Below are 24,983 nucleotides of genomic sequence, written 5' to 3'. Positions count from 1 at the left end.
TGTTCTCTTTGCGCGCCGATCTGAATACTTGGATTGGCGCGTTATTGCATGAAATTTGGCCTCTTCGTCATTGTCTCCCACGAAATCCCATGTTATCCCATAGTTAACCATGCAGGGGCTGTGTGGCTGGTTCGGGGAGCGAGCGGACGTGTTTTTGTCCACCACCATTAATGGCGTCGATGCGAAGGGGCGGGTTTCCGTGCCGGCGGATTTTCGCGCTGTGGTGCGCGGTGGTCCGTTCGACGGCATTATCGTCTGGCCCTCCTTTGATGGTCCCTATCTTGAGGGTGGCGGGCAGGCCCTGCTCGAGCGCTACCAGGCGCTGATCGAGGACATGGATCCGTATGACGATGCCCGTATCGCCTTCGAACGTGCGATCTTTGGTGCTGCCAAGCCGCTGGCCTTTGATGCCAATGGCCGGGTGACCCTGCCCAAGGAACTCAGCGATCATGCCGGTCTTGATGGCAAGGCGACCTTTGTCGGTCTGGGGTCGCGTTTCGAGATCTGGGCGCCGGAGGGCTATGAAGAACACAAGCGCAGTGCCCAGGCTTTCGCACGAGACAATAAGCGTTCGCTGCGGCCCGGTGCCCGTCCGGGAGGTGCAGCATGAGCCATATCCCGGTTCTGTTGAACGAGGTGCTGGACGCGCTGGAGCCGAAAGACGGCAAGTGTGTCATCGACGGTACATTCGGTGCCGGCGGCTATAGCCGCGCCATCCTGGAGGCTGCAGCCGTCGATCTGATTGCGATCGACCGGGACCCGGCTGTTAAGGTTAATGCCGATGCCTTCGCTGCGGAATTCGGCGAGCGCTTCTTCTTTTATTCCGGGCCGTTTTCCGAGCTCGAACAGGCGGCCAATGATGCCGGCCGGCAGAGCGTGGATGGTGTCGTGCTCGATATCGGCGTGTCTTCCATGCAGATCGATCAGGGCGAGCGCGGCTTCTCCTTCGCCAAGCCCGGCCCGCTGGATATGCGCATGGCCCAGGATGGTCCCAGTGCCGCTGATGCAGTGAACCGTCTGAGCGAAGCGGATCTGGCAGATATATTTTATGTCTACGGCGAGGAGCGCCGCTCGCGCCGGGCCGCGAAATTCATCGTCGAGGCCCGCCGTGAGGCCCCGATCGAGACGACGGACCGCCTGGCGGACATCGTCACCCGCGCAATTGGCGGAAAACATTTAAAGATTCATCCTGCGACCCGCGTCTTCCAGGCCTTGCGGATTTTCGTCAATGACGAGCTGGGTGAGCTGGCCCGCGCCCTTGAGGCCGCCGAGCGTCTGCTGGCGCCGGGCGGGCGGCTTGTTGTGGTTACCTTCCATTCATTGGAGGACCGCATGGTTAAGGCCTTCCTCCGGGCCCGTGCAGGCTTGGCGGGAGGCGGCGGCTCGCGTCATGCGCCAGCTGTCGAGCAAGGCCCCGAACCGGCGTTCAAACTCGTTACCCGTCAGGCCATCACGGCCGGGGCGGATGAGCTGGAGGTCAATCCGCGGTCGCGCTCGGCCAAGCTGCGGGCGGCGATCCGCACCGAGGCGCCGGCCTGGGCCAAGTCTGACCCCTTGCACAAGGCTGTCGTTCCGCTTGCACGTTTGGAGGCTGCGTCGTGATCCGCACCTTGAATGTCATCGCTCTTGTCGTGGCCGTCGCCCTGGCGGCGGCGCTCTATATTGCCAAGACCGAAGCGAAGTCGGCACAGGAGCGGCTGGAAACCATTCAGGCGCAACTGGCCGAGGAGCGGCGCCAGATCAATGTGCTTAATGTCGAGATCGCGCACTTGGAAGAGCCCGAGCGGCTGCGTCAGCTGGCGCGGCAATATCTCGGCTTTGAACCGCTCGACCCCGCCCGCGAGATCACCATGACGGACCTGCCCTTGCTGGTGGACCGCAGGGAAGAGGACGAGGCGCTGCGCGGCGACATGGTGCTGGCCGGTCAGGCCAGTGAAGAATTACCCGCCCAGGCGCGCCGGGCCGGAGGTCCACGCTGATGAAGTGGTGGCCTTTCAGGAAACCGGTTTCCAGCGAGGCCACGACCCCCGCACCGCCGGCCCTGGCGGAGGCGGCGCCGGCCGACATGTCCCGGCTCTTGCGGCTGGAAAGCGAAGAAACCCAGGCGCTCGATGCTGCGAGAAGCCGTTTGCGCATTATCGGCATGGCTCTCGCCCTTGGTTTTTCCATTCTCGGGATCAAGGCCGTCACCATGGCCACGGGCGGCGCCATCGAGCGCGCACCCCGGCTCGTTGCCGATACCGGTCCCGCTGCCCGCGGCGATATTTTCGATCGAACCGGTCAGGTTCTGGCGACCACTCTGGATACGCATTCGCTTTACGCGGACGCCACGGAGGTCTGGGATCCGGTTGAAACCGCCCAGGCTCTGCGTACGGTCTTGCCGCATCTGGATGAAGACCGGCTGATCCGCGATCTGTCCTCACGCCGTCCCTTTGTCTGGATCCAGCGTAATCTGACCCCGCGTCAGCGCCAGGCCGTGTTCTCGCTCGGCCTGCCGGGGGTGGGTTTCCGTTCCGAACCGCGCCGTGTTTATCCGCGTGGCCGCCTGGCATCGCACATTGTGGGGTATACCGACCGTGATCTGAACGGGCTGGCCGGCTCTGAACGCGCCTTCAATTCAGCCCTGTCGGCAGGCGATGGCCGCCCGGTCGCCTTGTCGATTGATATGGGCGTGCAGTTTCACATCGACGAAGTGCTGCGCCTGGCCATGGCCGAGTTCGAGGCGTTGGCAGCGGTCGGTGTGGTGATGGATGTCCGCTCCGGCGAGATCGTCGGCATGGTGTCCTTGCCCGATTATGATCCCAACCGCCCTATGGATGCTGCTGCTGGAGAGCGTCTCAACCGCGCCGCACAATCGGTCTATGAAATGGGTTCGACGTTCAAGGCCTTCACCGTGGCCCTCGCGCTCGAGGCCGGAACCGCGACGATGGAGAGCGGCTATGATGCCAGTAATCCGCTGCGCCTGGGTGGCCACACCATCAATGACTATCACGCCGAAGAGCGCTGGCTGACCCTGTCGGAAATCTTCACCCACTCTTCCAATATCGGGTCTTCGCTAATGGCGCTGGAAGCGGGCGGTGAAGCGCAGCGCGGTTTCCTGGGTGATCTGCGTCTGCTGGAGCGGGCCCCGATCGAGCTTGCCGAAAGTGCCGACCCGATCCTGCCGCGGCAGTGGTATGAGACTGAAACGGCGACGATTTCCTACGGCCACGGCATCGCCGTCAGCCCCATTGCTACGGTTGCCGCCTTTGCCGCTATCGCCAATGACGGTGTCTATGTGCCGCCGACCCTGTTGCCGGTCGCGGCCAATGAAACCGTCCTCTCCGAGCGCGTAATGAGTTCGGAAACGGCGCGCGATGTGTTGTCCCTGATGCGCGATAATGTGGCCAACGGGACCGGTGGGCGTGCGGAAGCGGAGGGCTACCGGGTCGCCGGAAAAACCGGAACGGCGGAAAAGCCGAGCCGCGGTGGCTATGATTCCGATCGCCTTATTTCCTCCTTCTCGGCGGTCTTTCCTTACGACGATCCGCAATATGCAGTGCTTGTGATGCTCGACGAACCGCAGGGCAATGAATCGACCTATGGCTACGCCACAGGGGGGTGGACTGCGGCGCCGGCAACGGGCGAGATTATCTCCCGTATTGCGCCGATCCTCGGCGTGGAACGCCGTGACGCCGATCCCGACAGCCGGGCGCAGCTGGTTCGTGCGGCCCTGATGCCGGAGATGATCCCGTGACCCTTGCCGACCTCCTCGATAGCGCGCTTGTACAGCCCGGTTTCGATGCGATCGACGTGACAGATATCACCCTGGACAGCCGCAAGGCAGCGCCGGGCTGGGTCTTTGCGGCCCTGCCGGGGGTGAAGGTGCATGGCCGCCAATTTGCCGCCTCGGCGGTGGAGCGTGGCGCCGTCGCCGTGATCAGCGATGCGCCCATTGACGGCATTGATGTGCCGGTCATCGTGGTTGAGAACCCGGCCGAACTGTTCGCCTTCATGGCCGCCAAGGTCTATCCGGGCCAGCCGCAGCACGTCGTTGCTGTCACCGGCACAAATGGCAAGAGCTCCACGGTGGAGTTTCTGCGTCAGATCTGGGTCAAGGCGGGCATTGACGGCGCCAGCCTGGGAACCCTGGGGGTGACCCGGGGTCATGACCGCGAAGTGACAGGCTACACCACCCCTGACGCCGCGGCTCTGCAAAAGGCTCTGAGCGCGCTGGCGCGGGAGGGTGTCACGCATCTGGCAATGGAAGCCTCGAGCCATGGTCTCAAACAGCGCCGGATGGAGGCCGTCGAGATCCAGATTGCCGGTTTCTCCAACCTGACCCAGGACCATCTCGATTATCACCCGGATTTTGAGGACTATTTCCGGTCCAAACAGCGCCTGTTCACCGAACGCCTGCCGGTCGGCGGCACGGCGGTGGTGAATATTGATGGTGAGTGGGGCGTGAAAATCGCCGAAAGCACCCGCGCCCGCGGGGCCAAGGTTCTGACCATTGGCTGGCGCGGCGAAGACCTGCAATTGCTTGAAGTCGTGCCGCGCCCGGCGAGCCAGAGCGTCGCCTTTAACTGGGCGGGTGACACGATCCGGATCGAAATGCCGCTGGTTGGCGAGTTCCAGGTCCTCAACGCCATTCTCGCCGCCGCGATTGCCTTCGAGGAAGGGCTTTATCGCGACACGGTGATCGAGGCGCTGGAGAGCCTGGAAGGTGTGGCTGGCCGTCTCGACAAGGTCGGCGAGACGGCACAGGGCGCTCCTGTACTTGTCGATTATGCCCATACGCCGGACGGTCTCGACAAGCTGATCCGGGCGGTGCGGCCGCATACGCGGGGCCGTATCGTGATCGTCTTCGGGTGCGGCGGTGATCGCGATCCCGACAAGCGCTCGAAAATGGGCGCCATTGCCGACCAGCTCGCGGATCTGGTGATCGTCACCGACGATAATCCGCGGTCGGAAGATCCCGCAGATATTCGCCGAGCGGTCATGGCCGGCTGCCCCGGTGCCACGGAAATCGCCGACCGCGAGGCCGCCATCTTCCACGGTGTCGAGCAATTACGCGAAGGCGATTGTCTTTTGATTGCCGGCAAGGGCCATGAAACCGGCCAGACGGTTGGCGATGTTGTGCACCCGTTCGACGACCGCGAAGTCGGCGCCCGGGCGCTCAAGGCGCGGGAGGCCAGCCATGTCTGAACCGCTATGGACCGCCAAACAGGTTATGGCCGCGACTGGCGGCGAGCTGATCGGATCGACCGATTGGCAGGCCGGCGGCGTGTCGATTGATACGCGTACGCTCAAGCCGGGCGATATATTCGTCGCCCTGAAGGATGTGCGTGACGGACATGCCTTTGTCCCTGATGCCATGGCGCGCGGTGCCGCAGCTGCTCTGGTTGAGCGGGCCGATGCGGGCCCGGGCAATCTGATCAAGGTCTCCGACACGCTTGCTGCCCTGCAGACCCTCGGTGAGGCTGCGCGTCGCCGCTCCGAGGCTGTGCGCGTCGCGGTTACCGGGTCGGTGGGCAAGACCAGCGTCAAGGAAGCCATTGCGGCCGTGTTCCGGGCCGCCGGGCCGGCGCATTGGAGTGTCGCCTCCTACAATAATCACTGGGGCGTTCCCCTGACCCTGGCGCGCATGCCACGCGACACGCAGCGCGGGGTGTTCGAGATGGGCATGAACCATGCCGGCGAAATCCGTGAGCTGTCCGCCATGGTCCGGCCGCATGTTGCCCTGATCACCCGAATTGCTCCGGCGCATCTGGAAAATCTCGGCACGATCGAGGCCATAGCCGACGCCAAGGGTGAAATCTTCGAAGGCCTGGAAACCGATGGCGTCGCCATTTATCCGGCCGATGATGCCCATGCCGAGCGACTGGCTCGCCACGCCAAGCATTCCTCGGCCGCCTTCATGCTGGAGTTCGGCACCAAGCCGGGTTCGGCGATCCGGATTGAAAGCTTTGAAACCGATGCCCAGGGCAGTCGCGGCATGATTGATGTGCTTGGCGTGCGCGTTCCGTTCCGGCTGGCTGCCTCCGGCGATCACTGGGCGTGGAATACCGGCGCAATTTTCGCGGCCGCCGCCGCGGCGGGCCTCGATGCCCGCCATGTCGCCGAAGCCTTGAGTGCGGTTGATGCCGAACGCGGGCGCGGGCAGGCGCTAGATGTCGAGCTTCCCGACGGTGGCCGTTTCACGCTTCTTGATGATGCCTACAACGCCAACCCGGTATCCATGCGGGCCGCGATCAGCGCCCTTGGCGCGGTGCAGCCAGGCCCCGGCGGGCGGCGGATCGCCATTATGGGGGACATGCTCGAGCTGGGTGAAACCTCGCCGCGCCTGCATGCTGAACTGGTCGAGCCGCTCGACGAGGCCAAGGCGGATTTAGTGTTCTGCTGCGGCGCATTGATGCGCAGCCTCCAAGACGCCTTGCCGGAGGCGATGCGTGCAGGTTATGCCCGCTCGGCAAGTGATCTTCTCGAACTGGTCAAGGCAGCGATCCGGCCGGGTGATGTGGTCCTGATCAAGGGATCGCATGGCTCCGGCCTTCATAAGATCGCCTCAGTTCTGGCTGATGGCAGTGCGTTCACGCTTACGGAGGCCTGAAACAGCCCATGCTCTATTTGTTGTTCGCGCCGCTGGCGGAAGACCTCCAGCTGGCCAACCTGTTTCGCTACATCACCTTCCGTACCGGCGGCGCGCTGATGACTGCGCTGATCATCGCCTTTGCCTTCGGCAAGCCGATGATTGGCTGGCTGCGCCGCAAACAGGGCAAGGGCCAGCCGATCCGCGAAGAGGGTATTGAGCGTCATGTGATCGAGAAGGCCGGAACCCCGACCATGGGGGGCTTTTTGATCCTGCTCGGCGTCATGGTCGGCACATTGCTGTGGGCGGACCTGTCCAACCAGTATGTCTGGATCGTGATCTTCGTCACCGGCGGTTTCGGCCTGATTGGTTTCATTGACGATTATCTCAAGGTGACCAAGCAAAACACGGCCGGTTTCAGCGGCCGGCTGAAGCTGTTGGGCGAATTTGTCATCGCTTTCATCGCGGTGTTCTGGGCGACCAGCGTAGCGCGTGAGAGCGGTGTTGATCCGGACATGGCCACTTCGGTCGCCTTCCCCTTCTTCAAGGATTTCGTGATCAATATCGGTCCGCTCTTCTTCGTCTTTGGCTGTATCGTCATCGTCGGTGCCGGCAATGCCGTGAACATGACGGACGGGCTCGACGGGCTGGCCATCGTGCCGGTGATGATTGCCGCGGCGACCTTTGGCGCTATCGCCTATGTCGTCGGCCGTTTCGATTTTGCCGAATATCTTCAGGTCCACCACACGCCGGGCACCGGCGAGCTCCTGGTCTTCTGCGGCGCTCTGCTCGGCGGCGGGCTGGGCTTTTTGTGGTGGAACGCCCCTCCGGCCATGATCTTCATGGGCGATACGGGCTCGCTGTCCCTGGGCGGTGCGCTCGGCGCAATCGCCGTTGCCGTAAAGCACGAGATTGTGCTCGCCATTGTCGGCGGGCTGTTTGTGCTCGAAATGGTGTCCGTCATGGTTCAGGTGGCCAGTTTCCGCCTGACCGGGAAACGCGTCTTCCGTATGGCTCCCATTCATCATCATTATGAGAAAAAGGGGTGGGCAGAGCCGACAATTGTCATCCGCTTCTGGATTATTGCCGTCATTCTCGCCCTGATCGGACTGGCCACTCTGAAGCTGAGATAGGATAATCGGCGCATGATCCCGATCCAGACATATAAGGGCCGGCGTGTCGCCGTCTTCGGATTGGGGCGCACGGGCATTACTGCGGCGCGGGCCTTGAAGGCTGGCGGTGCGGAAGTGTCTGCCTGGGATGATTCCGAACCGGCCCGCGAAAAAGCGATTGCCGCAGGATTGGACCTCGACGACCTCAATCGCCGGGACTGGGGCGATATCGCGGCCTTGATCCTCTCGCCCGGCGTGCCGCTGACCCATCCCAAACCCCATCGCATGGTCGAGCTGGCCAAGGCGGTCGGCGCGCCAGTGATCGGCGATATTGAGCTGTTCGCCCAGGCGCTGAATGCCCTGCCGAGCCGACGGCGTCCGAAAATCATCGGCATTACCGGTACCAATGGTAAATCCACCACCACCGCTCTGATAGGTCACATCCTGCGCTCTACCGGGCGCAATGCGATTGTCGCGGGCAATATCGGTGACGCCATTCTGGCCCAGGATCCGCCGCGCGCCGGGTCGTATTATGTGCTGGAGCTGTCCTCCTACCAGATCGACCTTACCCAGTCTTTGCATTGTGATGTGGCGATCATGCTCAATATTTCACCCGACCATCTCGAGCGCCATGGCGGGTTCGACAATTATTTCGAGGCCAAGATCCGCCTGTTCGAAATGCAGGCACCGGACGGTATTGCCGTTATCGGTATCGATGATGACGAGACCAATGCCTGTTATTCGCGTCTGCGCCGTGAGCGCGGCGAGGAATTCGTAATTCCGATCTCCGCCGGGCGGGTCTTCGCCCGCGGCGTTTTTGCCCTTGGATCCAGGGTCTATGAGGCCCTCGACAGCGCGTCTGTCCCCCTGGTGGATCTCAAGCAAGCGCGAGCATTGCCCGGGCAACACAATGCCCAGAATGCCGCCGCAGCGATGGCCGCTGTACGGGCGCTCGGCGTCGGTGGCCGCGCGGCAGCTGAGGCCATGAAATCCTTTGGCGGGCTTCCGCATCGCCAAGAGGTCGTGGCCGAGCACAACGGTGTTCGCTTCATCAATGACAGCAAGGCGACCAATGCCCTGGCCGCGTTGCAGGCCCTGGGATCGTACGAGAATATCTACTGGATTGCCGGCGGGCGCGGTAAGGATGACGACCTGTCCGTCATGCGGCCGGGCTATGAAAACGTTGCCAAGGCTTTCCTCATCGGTGAGGCCGAAGAGGCGTTTGCCGCCGAGCTGGACGGGCGGCTCGCCTATGAGCGCTGTGGCGAAATGGCCAGCGCCGTCCGCGCAGCTTTCGCCCAGGCGCGGGCTGACGGCGCGGCCAGTCCGGTCATCCTGTTATCTCCGGCGGCGGCCTCCTTTGATCAATTCGCCAATTTCGAAGCGCGCGGCGCGGCGTTCGCCCAGCACGCTCTGCAACTGGAAGATTCTGCCGAGGATGGCGAGGCGGTGGAGAGTGTGGCTTGATGGCGCTCGCACCACGCGGTGTCATCACCTGGTGGCGCGGGGTGGATCGCACCTTGCTGTTCACCATTCTGGCGCTGATCGTGACCGGGCTGCTCCTGTCCATGGCCGCCAGCCCGGCCGCCGCTGACAGGCTGAACTATCCCGACCCGTTTCACTTCATCTATCGCCAGGGTGTGTTTGCCACGCTGAGTCTGGCCGGTTTGCTGTTCGTGTCCTCCCTGAGCGTTAAAGGGGCGCGCCGGCTTGCCGCCCTGGCCCTGGTTGGCTCGCTCATTGTGATGATGGCTTTGCCCTTCATCGGGCATGAGGTGAAAGGCGCGACGCGTTGGATCCGGATCGGTACATTCGGATTGCAGCCCTCTGAATTCCTCAAGCCGGCCCTGATCGTTACTGCGGCCTGGCTGTTCGCTGAAGAGAAGCGCGGGGCGCCGATCCCGGGCCGTATCATCGCGTTCGGCCTTTACCTGGTCGCGGTCGCACTCTTGATGATCCAGCCGGATTTCGGACAGACCGTGCTGCTCACCTTGTGTTTTGGCGGCGTGTTTTTCATCTCTGGCCTGTCCTGGATCTGGGTCGTCGGACTGGGCGGGCTGGCCGCGGCCGGCTCGGCGGCGGCCTATATGACCTTCCCGCACATCGCCAGCCGGGTGGACCGTTTCATCAATCCGGAAAGCGGTGACAACTACCAGATCGAGCGCGCGGTCGAGGCGATTTCCCGCGGCGGCGTGGCCGGGGTCGGGCCGGGCGAGGGGGAGGTGAAACACTTCCTGCCCGATGCCCATACCGATTTCATTTTCTCTGTCGCGGCGGAGGAGTTCGGCCTCATCGCCTCGCTCTCGATCATCGGTCTGTTTTCGATTTTCGTCATCCGTGCCTGGATGCAGGCCATGCGGCTGACCGATCATTTCGCCCAGCTCGCCGTTGCCGGTCTGGGGCTGCAATTCGGTTTACAGGCGCTTGTCAACATCGCCGTGAACTTGAACCTGATCCCGCCGAAGGGCATGACTTTGCCATTCGTTTCCTATGGGGGATCGTCGATGCTGGCCCTGGCCTTCGGTGCGGGGCTCATGCTCGCCTTCACCCGCCGACGCCCGGGGGCTTATTCGAGCCGTTACGCCGTATGACACCACGCCGATGTTTGATTGCCGCCGGGGGAACCGGTGGACACCTGTTTCCTGCCCGCGCCGCTGCCGAAGCTTTGATTGCGCGCGGCTGGCAGATCCGTCTCGTCACTGATGCCCGGGGTATGAAACATACCGAGGGCTTCCCGGCTGTCGCGATCGACCAGATCCATGCCGCCAGCCCGTCGACCAAGAACCCGATCAAGCTGTTGAAGGCCGGGGTCGAGCTGACCCAGGGGCTGGCCCAGGCCCAGGGTATTCTCAAGGCTTGGAAGCCGGACGTAGTCGCCGGTTTTGGCGGCTATCCGGCGTTTCCGGCCCTGGCTGCAGCCCAGGTGGCGCGCATTCCTTTCTGCATTCACGAGCAGAACTCGGTGCTGGGCCGGGTTAATCGGGTGTTTGCCGGCAAGGCCGGCTTTATCGCCTCCGGTTTCGAGCGTCTCGACAGGCTGCCCGAACGCTCGCGCAAACGTCACATGCTGACCGGTAATCCGCTGCGCGACCCGATCGTGACGGCCCGCGCGGCCGGGTATCCCGCGCTGACCGAGGCCGGCCGTATCAATCTTCTCGTGCTGGGCGGCTCCTTAGGCGCGCGTCTCTTGTCGGAAACCGTTCCGGCCGCGATCGCACAACTCGCGGAATCGCTCAGATCTCGCCTTGATGTCGTCCAACAAACCCGCGAGGAAAACCTCGATGTGGCGCGCAAGACATACAAGGACGCCGGTGTGAACGCGACCTGTGAACCCTTCTTCCATAATGTCGGCGAGCTCTATGCCGCCTGTCACCTGGTGATCGGCCGGGCCGGAGCGTCGACCGTGTCGGAAGTCATGGGCGTCGGCCGGCCTGCCATTTTCTGTCCGCTCGGTATTGCCACGGATGACCACCAGACCGCCAATACAGACAGCCTGACCAAGGCGCTCGCCGCCGATGTGCTGGCCGAGGCTGATTTTACCGCTGATCGTCTCGCCGAACTGCTCGAGGCGCGGCTCAGCGATCCCAAGGACCTTGCCGAACGGGCCGCCGCGGCGCGCTCGCTTGGCCGGCCCGATGCTGCCGAGGCGCTTGCCAAGGCGGTCGACGGGCTTGTTACCGGAGCACTCGTATGAATTTCGCAGCCTTGCCCTTTCCCGTCGGGCCGGTCCATTTCGTCGGTATCGGCGGTATCGGGATGAGTGGTATCGCCGAGGTGATGCTCAATCTCGGCTACAAGGTCCAGGGGTCCGACATCAAGGCCAACCCGAATGTCGAGCGCCTGCGCTCCAAGGGCGCCCAGATTGCAATCGGCCATGCCGGTGAGAATGTGGACGGGGCCGGCGCCATCGTCGTCTCGACCGCGATCAAGCCGGACAATCCCGAGCTGGTGGCGGCGCGGGCGGCCAAAATCCCTGTCGTGCGCCGGGCGGAAATGCTGGCCGAGCTGATGCGGTTGAAATTCGCCGTCGCGGTCGGAGGCACCCACGGCAAGACGACCACGACCTCGCTGGCCGCCGTGCTGATGGATGCGGCTGGCGTCGATCCGACGGTAATCAACGGCGGCATCATTTCCGCCTACCAGTCCAACGCCAAGGTCGGACTGGGAGACTGGATGGCGGTCGAGGCCGATGAGAGTGACGGCTCTTTCCTCAAACTGCGCTCGACTGTGGCGATCGTCACCAATATCGACCCGGAGCATATGGAGCATTACGGCGATTTCGACACGCTGCGTCAGGCTTTCTACCAGTTCGTCGAAAACCTGCCGTTTTACGGTTTCGCCGTGCTGTGCACCGATCACCCGGAAGTGCAGTCCCTGGCCAGCCGGGTCGAGGACCGCCGCGTCATCACCTATGGCCTCAACCCGCAAGCCGATGTCCGCGCCGAGAATGTCCGTGCCGAGCCATCAGGGTCGACCTTTGACGTGTCCTTCCGCGTGCGCGGTCAGGATGAAGAGATCTGGCGCGACCTCCACCTGCCCATGGTCGGCGAGCATAATGTGCTCAACACGCTGGCCGCGCTGGTTACCGCGCGCGAGCTCGGTCTGACCGAGGACAAGGCCAAGGCGGCATTGGCCGAGTTCGGCGGGGTGAAGCGCCGCTTCACCAAGGCCGGCAGCTGGAATGGTGCAACCATTATCGATGATTACGGCCACCACCCGGTCGAGATCGCCGCGGTCCTGAAGGCCGCCCGCCAGGCCTCGACCGGCAAGGTCATCGCCATCATGCAGCCGCACCGCTATTCGCGTCTGGCCGATCTGTTCGAGGACTTCTCCACCTGTTTCAACGATGCCGACACGGTCATGGTGTCAAATGTCTTTGAAGCCGGTGAGGCACCGATCGAAGGCGTGGACCGCGACAGCCTGGTGGAAAGCCTCATCGCGCATGGTCACCGTGAAGCCATCGCTGTGACCCGCAATGATGTTGCCGGCGAGGTCAAGACGCGTGCCGGAGAGGGCGATGTCGTCATTTTCCTGGGGGCCGGGGATATCACCCAGTGGGCCTATGCCCTGCAGGGTGAGCTGGAGGCGCTGGCTTGAGCCTGATTTCCCGCCTGCCGGATGTGCGCGGCAAGTATATCGAGGACGCGCCCCTGAAAGACGTGACCTGGCTGCGTGTCGGTGGTCCCGCTGATGTGATGTATCTGCCGGCGGACGAGGACGATCTCGCTGCTTTCCTGGCCGCCACGCCCGGGGATGTGCCGGTGCATGTGCTCGGCGCAGGCTCGAACACGCTGGTGCGTGATGGGGGTATCCGCGGCGTGGTCGTTCGCCTTGCCGGGCCTTTCGCCAAGTCCGAAGCCGTGTCCGAAACGCGGATCAAAGCTGGCGCCGGTGCGCTGGACAAAATGGTCGCCAAGACGGCGCAGAAAGCCGGCATTGCCGGGCTGGAATATCTCGTCGGCGTTCCCGGTACGATTGGCGGGGCCTTGCGCATGAATGCGGGGTGTTATGACCAGGAAACCAAGGATGTCGTGGTCGAGGCCCGGGCCGTTGATCGCCAGGGGCGGGTCCATACCGCTTCGCTGGAAGAGCTGGCTTACAGCTATCGCTATTCCGGTGCGCCGGAGGACTGGATCTTCACATCCGCAATATTCCAGGGGCAGCGCGACGATCCTGCAGCCATCCTCGAGCGCATGGACGCCATTACGACGCGCCGTGAGGGCACGCAGCCAATCCGCGAAAAGACCTCCGGCTCGACCTTCGCCAATCCTGATGCGCCCGGCACGACCAATCAGCGCAAGTCCTGGCAGCTCATCGACAGCGTTGGCGGGCGCGGGCTGAAGCGCGGTGGTGCGAGCTTTTCCGAGCAGCATTGCAACTTCCTGATCAATGACGGCAGCGCGACTGCTGCCGATCTGGAAGATCTGGGTGAGGAAGTTCGTGCGCGTGTGAAGCAACAGCATGGCGTTGAACTGCGCTGGGAAGTCAAACGGGTGGGGGAGAAGGATTAGAGCATGACCCAACGTATCGCCGTTCTTTTGGGCGGGCTCTCGCCTGAGCGCGATGTGTCCCTCGTTTCCGGTGCCGCCGTGGCCAAGGGGCTGCGCGAAAAAGGTTTCGACGTGGTCGAGATCGATGCTGGGCGTGACCTCTATAATCAGCTGTCCGAAGCCGACCCCGATATCGTCTTCAATGCCCTGCACGGTGAGTGGGGCGAGGACGGCCTGGTCCAGGGCGTGCTGGAGCATTTCGGCAAGCCCTATACCCATTCCGGCGTGCTTGCCTCATCGCTGGCCATGAACAAGCAGATGGCCAAGGACGTTTTGCGGGCCGCGGGTATTCCCTGTCCGGAAGGCATCATCGTCAACCGCTTTGACGCGGCGCGCGAGCACGCGATGAAACCGCCCTATGTCGCCAAACCCAACGCGCAGGGCTCCTCTGTGGGGGTGCATATTGTTCTGGAGGGGGCCAATCGCCCGCCGGCGGATCTGGCATCGGAGGCGGACGGTCTCGGCGATGAGGTCCTGGTCGAGCGCTATGTGCCCGGCCGCGAGCTCACGGTCGCGGTGATGGAGGACAAGCCGCTGGCCGTCACCGAGATCATCCCCAACACAACATTCTACGACTTCGAGGCCAAGTACGCGGCGGGTGGTTCGGATCATATTTTACCGGCGCCGATTCCGGAGAAAATCGCGGCCGAGGCGATGGATTTAGCGCTAAAGGCCCATAAAGTCTTGGGTTGTCGGGGGTTGACGCGCTCTGATTTTCGTTACGACGAATCAGCGAATCAGCCTCTATGGTTACTCGAAATTAACACCCAGCCGGGCATGACTCCTACCTCGTTGGCGCCAGAACAGGCGCTTCACTGCGGGATCGCGTTTCCAGATCTCGTAGCTTGGATGGCGGAGAATGCGTCGTGTCGAAGGTGAGGCGCGGTGGACCGAAAAAGTCGGTCCGTCGTAGAACCAAACCCAGGTCCGCCGCGGTGTCCGCACCGCGGCGTTTGCGTAACTGGGCTACGGCCCAAGTCCGAGGTGCGCGTTACCGTGTGGCGAATGCCGCGCGCTTAGGCGGTATCGCGTTGGCCGGTCTGGCCGCGGTGAGCCTTGTTGTGCTTGCCCTGTTCGGACAGCTCGGCGCCGTTAACGACTATGCCGCCCGCACCGCCCAGACCCAGCTCGCCCGTATCGGTTTTGCCGTCGACAGTGTCGATGTCACCGGCGCGCAGGGCGTGATTGCCCATCAGATCGTGGAAGCAACCCAGCTGGCCGGCGGGCAGCCGATCTTTGCTGTCGATCCCGAAATTATCCGGGCCCGTGTCGAGGCCCTGCCGATTGTCCGTACGGCTCAAGTCGCAAGGCTCTGGCCAAACCGTATTGCCGTTGTTGTCGAGACCCGCTCCGCCTACGCGCTCTGGCAGTATCAGGGCGAGCTGTCGATCATTGACCGCGATGGTGTGGTGATCGCTCTGGCCGATGCCATGGAACCACCGGCCCTGCCGCTGGTTGTCTCGGCCGGCGCCAATGAGGCCGCCGCGGAAATTATCGAAGCGCTGGAGCGCTTCCCGCATATCGCCGAGCGTGTTGTCGGTGCTGTACGGGTGAGTGAGCGGCGCTGGAATCTGCGCCTCGACAGCGGCGCCGATATCAAATTGCCCGAGGGTGATGTGCTCGCAGCACTGGCGATCCTGGATCGCGTGCATGCCGAGCGGGGGGTGCTGCGCCTGGCTGCAGAGAGTTTTGATTTGCGCGGTGAGGGCGATCTGATCGTCCGTGCGCGGCCCGACCGGGCTGCCGCAGCCGGGATGCGGGAGCGCGACGCATGAATGTCCTGAATTTCTTCCAGTCGCGTCGTCCGGTGACGCCGCAAGCTGCGCCCGCCAATGCGGTGTATGCAGCGCTGGATGTCGGCTCGTCCAAGATCGCCTGCTTTATCGCCAAGACCGATCAGACCATTGCCGGCCCGCGTCCGCGTATGGTCGGGGTCGGGCACCAGTCGAGCCGCGGTGTGCGCGGTGGTGCCGTGGTGGATATGGATGCCGCCGCTGAAGCGATCCGCACGGCTGTTGAACAGGCCGAACGCATGGCCGGTCAGGCTGTGAGCGCGGTCAGCGTCAGCCTGTCTGCCGGTCAGCCGACCTCGACCCGTATCGCGGCCGAGATCGATTTGCCCAATCGCGAGGTCAACGCCCGGGTCCTGCGCCGCCTCCTTGATGGCGCGCTGTCCGAATTTGCCCTCGAGGACCGTATCCTCCTGCACGCCATTCCATTGTCCTGGTCGGTTGATGATCATCGCGGCATCCGCGATCCGCGGGGCATGTACGGCAGGACGTTGGGCGTGGAGGTGCATGTCATCACTGCCGCGATCGGTCCGCTGCGCAATCTTATGACCTGTGTCGAGCGCTGCCATCTCGGTCTCAAGGCCGTGGTCGCGACCCCTTACGCGTCGGGTCTGTCGGCCCTGGGCGATGATGAGGTCAAGCTGGGCGCTACCCTGATCGATATGGGGGCTGGCGCAACCACGGCGGCGGTCTTTGCCGATGGCGCGCTGTTGCACATTGACGCTGTTCCGGTTGGCGGTGCCCATGTCACCGCCGATGTCGCGCGGGGTCTGTCGACCCCGCTGGCGGCTGCGGAACGTTTGAAGATTCTCTACGGCTCAGCCCTGGATAGCCCGGATGACGATCAGCAGATGATCGAAGTACCGTCGGTGGTGGGCGAGGAGGGGGCGGCCTACGGCATAGCGCCGCGCTCCCTCCTCAACTCCATCATCCGTCCGCGGCTGGAAGAGACGTTCGAGTTGATCCGCGACCGGCTTGAAGCCGCAGGCGTGGAAGACGCCGGTGGCCGCCGCATGGTGCTGACCGGCGGCGCAGCGCAATTGCCCGGTGCCTCCGAGTTGGCCAGCCGCGTGTTCGGCAAGCAGGTCCGGGTTGCAGGGCCGGGTGGTATTACCGGTCTTGGTGATGCGGTTGCCGGTCCGGCTTTCTCGGCCGTATCCGGCATTGTCCGCCGTGAAACCCGCGGAGCAACGGAAGCGATTTCCGGTCCGCCTGTGCTGGGTGGCGGCGCTCGCCGGTCCGCGGCGCGCAGCGGTGAGGGTGAGGCGCGTGGACCCGCTGCCATGTGGCGTTGGTTCGCGGAAAGCTTCTAGCCGGGCGTGCTGCAAAAAAGCGCGACCAAATCCTGCTCATTTCTTTGCATTTAATATTGCGCTTAACACTCGCTTAAGTGTGTGAAGGCGATGATGCAGTTCGAAATTCGTTAACCTTACTTGTGTGTGAACGGGGTCTATCATGACGCTCAACCTCTCCATCCCGGAAACGACCGAACTGCGGCCGCGCATCGTCGTCTTTGGTGTCGGTGGCGCAGGGGGTAATGCCGTCAACAACATGATCGAGGCGGCGCTGGAAGGCGTCGACTTTGTCGTTGCCAATACTGACGCCCAGGCCCTGTCGCGTTCAAGCACGGAAAAGCGCGTTCAGATGGGCGCTGCGATTACCGAAGGTCTGGGAGCGGGTGCGCGTCCGGAAGTCGGTCAGCAATCGGCGCATGATTCCATCGATGAGATCCGCGAGCACCTGCAGGGTGCGCACATGGTCTTTATTACGGCCGGTATGGGCGGTGGTACGGGGACCGGTGCTGCGCCGGTCGTGGCCCAGGCCGCACGCGAGCTGGGTATTCTGACCGTCGGCGTTGTCACCAAACCCTTCCACTTCGAGGGGACGCGCCGCATGAAGCTGGCCGAAAACGGCATTGAACAGCTTCAGGAACATGTCGATACGCTGATCGTCATTCCGAACCAGAACCTGTTCCGCATCGCCACGGAAAAGACCACCTTCGCCGAAGCCTTCTCCATGGCCGACGAAGTGCTGCATTCCGGTGTGCGCGGGATTACTGACCTGATGGTCATGCCGGGCCTGATCAATCTTGATTTTGCCGATGTTCGTGCCGTCATGAACGAAATGGGCAAGGCGATGATGGGCACGGGCGAAGCCGAGGGCGAGAAGCGCGCCGTCGATGCCGCCCAGGCCGCGATTTCCAACCCGCTGCTTGATGATGTGTCGATGAAGGGCGCTACCGGCGTTCTGATCAATATCACCGGCGGTTACGACATGACCCTGTACGAGGTCGACGAGGCTGCGAACGAAATCCGCGCCGAAGTTGATCCGGATGCGAACATTATTGTCGGTTCGACCTTTGACGAGAATATGGATGGCTCGATGCGGGTCTCCGTTGTCGCCACCGGTATCGAGGCCGAAGCCATGGCTGTTGATCCGCGCACGCGCCAGCGCACGGTGACCCCGGCGCCGGAGCGTATCGTCCAGTCCTCGCCGGCCGGGACCGCTGCGGCGTCCGGCGGCAATGACCACATTCTGCCGTGGAAGCGCATGAATACCGACCGTCCGGGCCGTATGATCCAAGAGTCGCGCACCGAAGCGCCGGCTCCGCGCGAGACCGAGGCTCATGAAGAGCCGCTGCGCCGCGCTGTCGGTGCCGAAGATTTGACCCCGCCGCCGGCAGAGCCGACCCAGGGTGAGGTCCAGGGCCAGTCCCTGGTCCAGCCGCAAGTCGAAGCGCCGCGCATGGAAGCCGCCGCGCCGACCCCGCCGCCGCAGGTCGTGGTCGACCAGGCGCGCCTGCAGCGTGAAGCCGAGGCGCTCAACGCCCGTTACGAACAGCGCCGTTCCGAACCGGCTCCGACGATCACACCTGAACCTAAAGCCGAGGAAGAGCCCAAGCGAGGTTTCTCTCTCTTCGGTCGTCGCCGTAAACCCGCAGAGCCGGCTCCGAAAGCGGCTCCGGTCGCGGAGAAAACGCCGCCGGTTCAAGCGCCTCGCGCGCCTTCCGGTGATCTGTTCGGCGATAGTCTGGATGAGGGTGACCTGGAAATCCCGGCCTTCCTGCGCCGCCAGGCCAACTGATTCGGTCGCACGCGTAACAAAGCGCAACAAAGCTTTAATTGTATCATCGCGCCGCTTGTCGTCTTCTCCTAGCGAGGGGCGGCTCGTGCCGCAGATATATAACTAAAAGCGACGGCGAGTTGTTGTGATTTACCGGCAAACATTGGCGGCACCGGTTGTATGTGCAGGGGTGGGACTGCACAGCGGCGAACGTGTACGCCTGGTCATGCAGCCTGCACCTGCGGGCGCTGGCATAGTCTTCATCCGTTCAGATATCACCGATCGGGATAATCGCGTTGAAGCGCGTGCCGATGCGGTCACCGGCATCCGTCTCGGGACGACGATCGCCAATGGTGATGGCGTTTCGGTGGCCACGGTCGAGCACCTGATGGCGGCACTGGCCGGCATCGGCGTAGACGATGCGATCATCGATATCGACGGCCCGGAATTGCCGGTCATGGACGGGTCTTCCGCCCCCTTCGTGGAACTGATCCACAATGTCGGCCTGGTCGCGCATGCCGCACCGCGCCGTGCGATCCAGGTACTCAAGCCGGTCATGGTTGAAACCGAAGGCCGCCGGGCCGGTTTCCTGCCGGCGCTGAAGCCGATGATCGAGGTCGATATCTCCTTCGAGCATCAGGCTGTGGGGCGTCAGTCCTGCGTGTTTGATGTGACGCCGGATATCTTCGCCAATGACATCGCCGGGGCGCGGACGTTCGGTTTCCAGAAAGATTATGACGCCCTCCTGGCCGCTGGCCTGGCTCGTGGCGGGTCGATGGATAATGCGGTCGTGCTCGATGACACCGGCGTGGTGAACCCGGAAGGGCTTCGCTATGACGACGAATTCGTACGGCACAAAGCACTTGATGCCCTGGGCGATCTTTATCTCGCCGGTGCACCGATCCTGGGCCGTTATTCGGCGAGCCGTCCCGGCCATGCGATCAATAACGCAGCCGTGCGGGCCTTGCTGGACGACACCTCTGCCTGGAAAATGGTGACCATGCGGGGTGGCGCGACGCAGGATATTGCACTCGCCAACTCCTAGTATTCCCGTTTCTTTTCGGTGAAGCGCTGACAGCACTCTTTTGCCGCGCGCTTGGATCGGCTACAAGGCAGTGACCACCGGCGCTTAACCAAGCGTCCAACCAGTTGAGTCGTGTTTGATGCTTCGTTCGTCGCGCCTGATCACACCCATTCTCGCCGCAGCCGTTCTGGCCGCTTGTTCCAGCGGTCCGGACGCCGAGGTCGCTTATGTCGAGCGCCCGGCCGAGACGATTTATGGGGATGCCCTCCGTTCCATGGACCGCCGCCAATATCGGCTCGCGGCAGCGCAGTTCGACGAAGTCGAGCGTCAGCACCCGTATTCGGAATGGGCGCGCCGGTCCATGCTCATGGCGGCTTTCGCCAATTACCAGGGTCAGCAGTATGAGGAAGCCATCTCCGATGCGCAGCGCTTCATCTCCCTGCATCCGGGCAATCGCAGCGCGGCTTATGCCTACTACCTGATCGCCATCTGCTATTTCGAGCAGATCATGGATGTCGGTCGCGACCAGCAGACCACCGCCCAGGCCATGGAAGCCCTGGAACAGGTTGTCCGCCGCTTCCCGGACAGCCGTTATGCCACCGACGCCCGCCTCAAGATCGACATGACGCGCGATCATCTGGCCGGCAAGGAGATGGATGTCGGTCGCTGGTATCTGCGCCGTGATTATCACCTCGCTGCCATCAACCGTTTCCGCAATGTGATCGAGGAATACGGCACCACCAGCCATGTGCCGGAAGCCCTGCACCGTCTGGTGGAGAGCTATGTCGCGCTGGGTGTTGACGGTGAAGCCCGTCAGGTCGCCGCCGTGCTCGGCCACAACTTCCCGGGCTCGGAATGGTATCAGAACAGCTATGATCTCCTGACCCGTGAGGGCATTACCCTCGACCAGGTCATCGAGAACGAAGATCCGAGCTATTTCGATCGTGCTTGGCGTCGTCTCTTCGGCTAAACTCGAGGTGCAACCGCGCTGAATGCTGCACGCCCTCTCCATCCGCAATGTGGTCCTGATCGACACGCTCGACGCGGTATTTGAGAGTGGCCTGTGCGCGCTGACCGGTGAGACCGGGGCGGGGAAATCCATTCTTTTGGGGGCTTTGGGCCTCGCAGCCGGCGAACGGGCCGAGCGGGCCCAGCTGCGCTCCGGCGCGGAGGAAGCGCGCGCCGTTGCCACGTTTGACCTCGCTCCCGACCACCCCGCCTGGGCCTTGCTGGATGAGGCCGATATCGAAGCCGAGCCGGGCGAGGCGCTGATCCTGCGCCGCCGCCTGAGCGAAGACGGGCGGTCGCGGGCCCATGTCAATGATCAGCCCGCCAGTGTCGCGCTATTGCGCCAGCTCGGCGATGCCCTCGTTGAAGTGCATGGCCAGCATGATGGACGCGGCCTGATGGATCCCAAAACCCATCGCGGCCATCTCGATGCCTTCGCCGGGCATGACGTCCTTCTAGCTGATTGCCGAACGCGCTGGCACGCCTTGCAGGATGCCCGGGCGCGGCTTGATGATCTGATCTCGGCCAATAACGCTTCCGAAGGTGAGCAGGATTACCTGCACCATGCGCTGGAAGAGCTCGACCGCCTCGCTCCCAAGCCCGGCGAGGAGGGCGCCTTGGCCGAGGAGCGTCAGTTCCTGCAGGGCGCGGAACGCGCGCTCGGGGATTTGCAGGACGCCCAGTCTGCCCTGTCCAGCGATGGCGGCGGGCTGGAAACCCGGTTGAACGCGGCCCTGCGGGGTCTCGACCGTGTGCGCGACCAGATCGGGGCCGGCGGTGGCGATGCTGGCGCGGCTCTGGAGCGGGCCTCCGGCGCCATCGACCGGGCGTTGATCGAGTTTGGTGAAGCCGGCGAGGCGCTGGCTGACGCGGCACAGGCCTTCGATGTCGAGCCCGGCCGGCTTGAAGCTGTCGAGGAGCGTCTTTTCGCGATCCGCGGGGCGGCCCGTAAACATGATGTTCAGCCGGACGATCTGTCGGACATTCAAGCCGCGATCGCGGCCAAGCTGGAGGCTATCGATCAGGCCGGCGACCAGATCGCTGAGGCGGAAAAAGCCGTCAGTGCGGCCCGGGCCCGTTATGACGATGCGGCCGAAGCACTGACCGTGAGCCGCCGCGCCGCCGGTGAGCGTCTCGCTGAAGCGGTCGCCGGTGAGCTGCCGCCGCTGAAAATGGACAAGGCGCGGTTCCAGGTCGCGGTGCAGGCCGACGCCGATCGGGCTGGGCCGAACGGTCGTGATCATGTGGCCTTTGAGGTGTCGACCAATCCAGGTGCCCCCTTTGGTCCCTTGGACAAGATCGCTTCGGGGGGCGAGCTGTCGCGTTTCGGCCTGGCATTGAAAGTCGTTCTGGCGGGCGAGGATCAGGGCCGGGTTCTGGTCTTTGATGAAGTTGACCAGGGTGTTGGCGGCGCGGTCGCCGATGCCGTTGGCCGCCGCCTGAAACGCCTGGCGCGACAAGGACAGACGCTGGTCGTCACGCATTCGCCTCAGGTCGCCGCGCTGGCGGATCATCATTGGAAGATCGAGAAGCAGGATGACGGGCAGGGCAGCCTCCGCACCACCCTGGTGCAGCTGACCGGTGAGGCGCGGCGTGAGGAAATCGCCCGCATGCTCTCCGGTGCTGATATTACTGACGCGGCACGGGCCCAGGCGGATGCACTGATGGCGGTTGAGGCCTAGACTGTCTGCGCACTGATTCAGCGGGACGGATTATGAGCGCACTCAAGGATGTTGACGATCTGAACGCGGCTGAAGCGCGCGATGAACACGCGCGACTGGCCAGGGAAATCGCCACCCACGACAAGCATTACTACCAGAATGACGCGCCGAAGATCTCAGACGCGGCCTATGACCGTCTGCGTCAGCGTCTGGAGGCGATCGAATCGCGCTATCCTGAGCTGGTTGACCTGTTGAGCCCGACCCAGCGCGTCGGTTCTGCTCCCTCCGGCAAGTTCGGCGAGATCAAACACGCCGTCCCCATGCTTTCCCTGGGCAATGCCTTCAATGATGAGGATGTGGCCGATTTCATCGCCCGGATCCGGCGTTTCCTCGGGCTCGGCGATGATGAGCCGGTCGTGATCACGGCAGAGCCGAAGATTGATGGCCTGTCCGCCAGCCTTCGGTATGAAAAGGGGCGGCTGGTATCCGGCGCCACTCGCGGCGATGGTGCGTCCGGCGAGGACGTGACCCGCAACCTGCTCACGCTCGATGATATTCCGGAGAACCTGCCGGGCAGCAGCTGGCCTGATGTGCTCGAGGTGCGCGGCGAAGTTTATATGTCTCATGAGGATTTCGCGCTTCTCAACAGCCGGCAGGTTGAAGCGGGCAAGCCGGAATACAAGAACCCGCGCAATGCCGCTGCGGGTTCATTGCGCCAGATCGATCCGGCCGTGACGGCGAGGCGTCCTTTGCGGTTCTTTGCCTATGCCTGGGGTGAGGTCAGCGCGCCCCTGGCCACGACGCAGTATGATGCGGTGGAGCGCTTCAAGGCGCTGGGTTTTCCGACCAATCCGCTGATGCAGCGATGCCAAACCCTTGATGACGTCCTCGCGGTCTATCGCGATATTGAAGCCAAGCGGGCCGCCCTCGGCTATGACATTGACGGCGTGGTCTACAAGGCCGACCGGCTGGACTGGCAGGAACGTCTCGGCTTCGTCGCCCGGGCGCCGCGCTGGGCAATCGCCCATAAATTTCCCGCCGAACAGGCCACAACCCTGCTTGAGGGGATCGATATTCAGGTCGGTCGTACGGGGTCGCTGACGCCGGTTGCTCGCCTTAAACCGGTCACCGTCGGCGGCGTAGTCGTGTCCAACGCCACCCTGCACAATGAAGACGAGATCGCCCGCAAGGATGTGCGGGTCGGCGATACGGTGGTTGTCCAGCGTGCTGGTGATGTCATTCCGCAGATTGTACGGGTCACCGATCCCGACCGCCCCGGACGAGCGGAGCCGTTTCAGTTTCCTACCCGTTGTCCGGTCTGCGACAGCCAGGCGGTGCGCGAGCACGATGAAAAAAGCGGCAAGCTGGATGCGGTTCGGCGCTGTACCGGCGGGCTGATCTGCGCGGCCCAGCTGATCGAACGCCTGAAGCATTTCGTTTCGCGCAAGGCTTTCGATATCGAGGGCATGGGGACCAAGCAGATCGAAGCCTTCCATACCGAAGGACTGGTGCGGCAGCCCGCCGACATCTTTACGCTTCGCAGGCGAAATGATGCCGATGAGATTATTCCGCCGATCCAGGAGCGCGAAGGATGGGGCGAGACCAGTGCGGCCAATCTCTTCAATGCCATTGACGAGCGGCGGGCCATCGCCTTGGCGCGGGTGATCAACGCGCTGGGTATTCGCCATGTCGGAGAAAATACCGCGGCTCTGCTGGCGCGGACCTATACGAGCTGGACGGCGTTCAAATCAGCCTCAGAGACCTTGAGCGATGAGACCGTTCGCGCCGAGATGTTGGACATTGATGGTCTCGGTCCGGCGGCGGTGGAGGCGCTCGAACAGTATTTCTCCGAGCCGCATAATCGCGACATGCTCGATGCCCTCGCATCCGAACTCGACATCCAGAACGCCGAAACGGTCGCCAGCGACAGCCCGGTTGCGGGCAAGACGGTTGTGTTTACCGGCACGCTGGAACGCATGACCCGGGATGAAGCCAAGGCCAAGGCGCAATCACTCGGTGCCAAGGTCGCCGGATCAGTCTCGAAGAAAACCGATTATCTCGTCGCCGGACCCGGAGCAGGTTCCAAGGCCAAGAAAGCCGCCGATCTGGGTGTTGAAACTCTCAGCGAGGATGACTGGTTCAAACTTATCGGCGAGGGCTAGTCGGCGGGCTCCAGAACGGCACCATCCAGGACATAGCCCTCGTTTTCTTCCAGATAGAAGGTGAGGGCCTGTTCCAGCTGGTCCAGGCTGGATACACCGCAATTGCCGCGGCTGTCGCGCTCCAGCCCGGTGGCCTCCAGAGCCTCAAGGGAGAGGTCGTCACACTGCGGGAAGTGGGCGAAGAGCCGATTGCCCGGATAACGGAAGACGATCACGTAAATCCGCTCATCGCCCTCATCGACATCATCGGAGACCGCAATGAAGAGGTCCGGCGACATTTCGTGGAAGATGGCGTCCTGCAGTGGCATGTCTCCGGTGTCCGAGTGCAGGCGGCCGCTCTTGTAGACGACCTCGCCGGCCCAGTTGTCGTCATCGGTTGCTTCACCCAGCTCGTCGACCGAATAGGCGCGATAGCTGCCGGGCGGAATGGGACGGACGCTGTTCTCCGCCGTGATCAGCGGCTCAAAGGAATAAAAACACCCGGCCAGGGCCGTGGCGAAGGCGATGATCAGAGCGACACGAACGCTTTTGAACATAACAAA

General features: G+C 63.1%; 21 protein-coding genes. 20 read left to right on the top strand and 1 reads right to left on the bottom strand.

Annotated features, from left to right (window positions below; translation table 11 throughout):
- The first annotated feature begins 148 nt into the window (after positions 1-148).
- From Q1V57_RS12905 to ligA, 20 genes are all read left to right on the top strand, one after another.
- On the top strand, positions 149-610 hold the full coding sequence (locus Q1V57_RS12905) for a division/cell wall cluster transcriptional repressor MraZ (protein WP_300531580.1): 462 nt from the start codon (positions 149-151) through the stop codon (positions 608-610).
- Positions 607-1,602, top strand: a complete 996-nt coding sequence (gene rsmH, locus Q1V57_RS12900) for a 16S rRNA (cytosine(1402)-N(4))-methyltransferase RsmH (protein ID WP_300531577.1) — start codon at positions 607-609, stop codon at positions 1,600-1,602. Before Q1V57_RS12905 ends, rsmH begins: the two co-directional genes overlap by 4 nt.
- Positions 1,599-1,979 carry a hypothetical protein gene (locus Q1V57_RS12895; protein WP_300531574.1) on the top strand — a complete coding sequence of 127 codons (381 nt, stop codon included), beginning with the start codon at positions 1,599-1,601 and terminating at the stop codon, positions 1,977-1,979. The genes rsmH and Q1V57_RS12895 overlap by 4 nt, the downstream gene beginning before the upstream one ends.
- Entirely contained in the window at positions 1,979-3,736 is a 1,758-nt protein-coding gene (locus tag Q1V57_RS12890) for a penicillin-binding protein 2 (protein WP_300531571.1), read from the top strand. The genes Q1V57_RS12895 and Q1V57_RS12890 overlap by 1 nt, the downstream gene beginning before the upstream one ends.
- A complete protein-coding gene (locus Q1V57_RS12885) occupies positions 3,733-5,187 on the top strand; it encodes a UDP-N-acetylmuramoyl-L-alanyl-D-glutamate--2,6-diaminopimelate ligase (RefSeq protein WP_300531568.1) in 1,455 nt (484 codons plus the stop codon). The genes Q1V57_RS12890 and Q1V57_RS12885 overlap by 4 nt, the downstream gene beginning before the upstream one ends.
- Positions 5,180-6,592: a UDP-N-acetylmuramoyl-tripeptide--D-alanyl-D-alanine ligase gene (murF, locus tag Q1V57_RS12880; protein ID WP_300531565.1), complete on the top strand. Its 1,413-nt coding sequence runs from the start codon at positions 5,180-5,182 to the stop codon at positions 6,590-6,592. Before Q1V57_RS12885 ends, murF begins: the two co-directional genes overlap by 8 nt.
- A gap of 8 nt (positions 6,593-6,600) precedes the next feature.
- Positions 6,601-7,704, top strand: coding sequence for a phospho-N-acetylmuramoyl-pentapeptide-transferase (gene mraY / locus Q1V57_RS12875; protein WP_300531563.1), 1,104 nt, complete (start codon positions 6,601-6,603; stop codon positions 7,702-7,704).
- A gap of 12 nt (positions 7,705-7,716) precedes the next feature.
- Positions 7,717-9,150, top strand: a complete 1,434-nt coding sequence (gene murD / locus Q1V57_RS12870) for a UDP-N-acetylmuramoyl-L-alanine--D-glutamate ligase (RefSeq protein WP_300531559.1) — start codon at positions 7,717-7,719, stop codon at positions 9,148-9,150.
- The gene (ftsW, locus tag Q1V57_RS12865) at positions 9,150-10,274 is read left to right on the top strand and encodes a putative lipid II flippase FtsW (RefSeq protein ID WP_300531556.1); all 1,125 of its coding nucleotides are present in this window, start codon (positions 9,150-9,152) and stop codon (positions 10,272-10,274) included. Before murD ends, ftsW begins: the two co-directional genes overlap by 1 nt.
- Positions 10,271-11,377 carry an undecaprenyldiphospho-muramoylpentapeptide beta-N-acetylglucosaminyltransferase gene (murG, locus tag Q1V57_RS12860; protein ID WP_300531554.1) on the top strand — a complete coding sequence of 369 codons (1,107 nt, stop codon included), beginning with the start codon at positions 10,271-10,273 and terminating at the stop codon, positions 11,375-11,377. The genes ftsW and murG overlap by 4 nt, the downstream gene beginning before the upstream one ends.
- Positions 11,374-12,780 (top strand): UDP-N-acetylmuramate--L-alanine ligase, encoded by a 1,407-nt coding sequence (gene murC / locus Q1V57_RS12855; protein WP_300531551.1) that lies wholly within the window; start codon positions 11,374-11,376, stop codon positions 12,778-12,780. Before murG ends, murC begins: the two co-directional genes overlap by 4 nt.
- On the top strand, positions 12,777-13,694 hold the full coding sequence (murB, locus tag Q1V57_RS12850) for a UDP-N-acetylmuramate dehydrogenase (RefSeq protein ID WP_300531549.1): 918 nt from the start codon (positions 12,777-12,779) through the stop codon (positions 13,692-13,694). The genes murC and murB overlap by 4 nt, the downstream gene beginning before the upstream one ends.
- A 3-nt stretch (positions 13,695-13,697) precedes the next feature.
- Positions 13,698-14,612, top strand: coding sequence for a D-alanine--D-alanine ligase (locus tag Q1V57_RS12845; protein ID WP_300531547.1), 915 nt, complete (start codon positions 13,698-13,700; stop codon positions 14,610-14,612).
- Between the two features lie 152 nt (positions 14,613-14,764).
- On the top strand, positions 14,765-15,508 hold the full coding sequence (locus Q1V57_RS12840; RefSeq protein ID WP_300531545.1) for a cell division protein FtsQ/DivIB: 744 nt from the start codon (positions 14,765-14,767) through the stop codon (positions 15,506-15,508).
- Positions 15,505-16,836 carry a cell division protein FtsA gene (ftsA, locus tag Q1V57_RS12835; RefSeq protein WP_300531543.1) on the top strand — a complete coding sequence of 444 codons (1,332 nt, stop codon included), beginning with the start codon at positions 15,505-15,507 and terminating at the stop codon, positions 16,834-16,836. Before Q1V57_RS12840 ends, ftsA begins: the two co-directional genes overlap by 4 nt.
- 142 nt (positions 16,837-16,978) lie before the next feature.
- Positions 16,979-18,607 carry a cell division protein FtsZ gene (gene ftsZ / locus Q1V57_RS12830; RefSeq protein WP_300531540.1) on the top strand — a complete coding sequence of 543 codons (1,629 nt, stop codon included), beginning with the start codon at positions 16,979-16,981 and terminating at the stop codon, positions 18,605-18,607.
- Between the two features lie 124 nt (positions 18,608-18,731).
- On the top strand, positions 18,732-19,631 hold the full coding sequence (gene lpxC / locus Q1V57_RS12825) for a UDP-3-O-acyl-N-acetylglucosamine deacetylase (RefSeq protein WP_300531537.1): 900 nt from the start codon (positions 18,732-18,734) through the stop codon (positions 19,629-19,631).
- Positions 19,632-19,749: 118 nt separating this feature from the next.
- Positions 19,750-20,580 (top strand): outer membrane protein assembly factor BamD, encoded by an 831-nt coding sequence (locus Q1V57_RS12820; RefSeq protein ID WP_300531535.1) that lies wholly within the window; start codon positions 19,750-19,752, stop codon positions 20,578-20,580.
- 22 nt (positions 20,581-20,602) lie between these two features.
- On the top strand, positions 20,603-22,300 hold the full coding sequence (gene recN, locus Q1V57_RS12815; RefSeq protein WP_300531532.1) for a DNA repair protein RecN: 1,698 nt from the start codon (positions 20,603-20,605) through the stop codon (positions 22,298-22,300).
- A 32-nt stretch (positions 22,301-22,332) separates the two neighbouring features.
- Positions 22,333-24,441: an NAD-dependent DNA ligase LigA gene (gene ligA / locus Q1V57_RS12810; protein ID WP_300531530.1), complete on the top strand. Its 2,109-nt coding sequence runs from the start codon at positions 22,333-22,335 to the stop codon at positions 24,439-24,441.
- On the opposite strand, the gene Q1V57_RS12805 is transcribed toward ligA, so the two are convergent.
- Positions 24,438-24,977: a hypothetical protein gene (locus Q1V57_RS12805; protein WP_300531527.1), complete on the bottom strand. Its 540-nt coding sequence runs from the start codon at positions 24,975-24,977 to the stop codon at positions 24,438-24,440. The genes ligA and Q1V57_RS12805 overlap by 4 nt on opposite strands.
- Positions 24,978-24,983: the final 6 nt, after the last annotated feature.

The organism is Maricaulis sp., assembly GCF_030149425.1.
In the GTDB taxonomy this organism is placed as follows: Bacteria; Pseudomonadota; Alphaproteobacteria; order Caulobacterales; family Maricaulaceae; genus Maricaulis.
Note: the sequence above shows the minus strand (reverse complement) of the source record. Positions and strands in the feature narration are given on the sequence as shown.

Excerpts from the sequence above, each read along its gene's own strand:
- rsmH (WP_300531577.1), top strand. The coding sequence starts at position 607 with ATGAGCCATATCCCGGTTCTGTTGAACGAGGTGCTGGACGCGCTGGAG.
- Q1V57_RS12890 (WP_300531571.1), top strand. The coding sequence starts at position 1,979 with ATGAAGTGGTGGCCTTTCAGGAAACCGGTTTCCAGCGAGGCCACGACC.
- murF (WP_300531565.1), top strand. The coding sequence starts at position 5,180 with ATGTCTGAACCGCTATGGACCGCCAAACAGGTTATGGCCGCGACTGGC.
- mraY (WP_300531563.1), top strand. The coding sequence starts at position 6,601 with ATGCTCTATTTGTTGTTCGCGCCGCTGGCGGAAGACCTCCAGCTGGCC.
- murD (WP_300531559.1), top strand. The coding sequence starts at position 7,717 with ATGATCCCGATCCAGACATATAAGGGCCGGCGTGTCGCCGTCTTCGGA.
- ftsW (WP_300531556.1), top strand. The coding sequence starts at position 9,150 with ATGGCGCTCGCACCACGCGGTGTCATCACCTGGTGGCGCGGGGTGGAT.
- murG (WP_300531554.1), top strand. The coding sequence starts at position 10,271 with ATGACACCACGCCGATGTTTGATTGCCGCCGGGGGAACCGGTGGACAC.
- murC (WP_300531551.1), top strand. The coding sequence starts at position 11,374 with ATGAATTTCGCAGCCTTGCCCTTTCCCGTCGGGCCGGTCCATTTCGTC.
- Q1V57_RS12845 (WP_300531547.1), top strand. The coding sequence starts at position 13,698 with ATGACCCAACGTATCGCCGTTCTTTTGGGCGGGCTCTCGCCTGAGCGC.
- ftsA (WP_300531543.1), top strand. The coding sequence starts at position 15,505 with ATGAATGTCCTGAATTTCTTCCAGTCGCGTCGTCCGGTGACGCCGCAA.
- ftsZ (WP_300531540.1), top strand. The coding sequence starts at position 16,979 with ATGACGCTCAACCTCTCCATCCCGGAAACGACCGAACTGCGGCCGCGC.
- Q1V57_RS12820 (WP_300531535.1), top strand. The coding sequence starts at position 19,750 with ATGCTTCGTTCGTCGCGCCTGATCACACCCATTCTCGCCGCAGCCGTT.
- recN (WP_300531532.1), top strand. The coding sequence starts at position 20,603 with ATGCTGCACGCCCTCTCCATCCGCAATGTGGTCCTGATCGACACGCTC.
- ligA (WP_300531530.1), top strand. The coding sequence starts at position 22,333 with ATGAGCGCACTCAAGGATGTTGACGATCTGAACGCGGCTGAAGCGCGC.
- Q1V57_RS12805 (WP_300531527.1), bottom strand. The coding sequence starts at position 24,977 with ATGTTCAAAAGCGTTCGTGTCGCTCTGATCATCGCCTTCGCCACGGCC.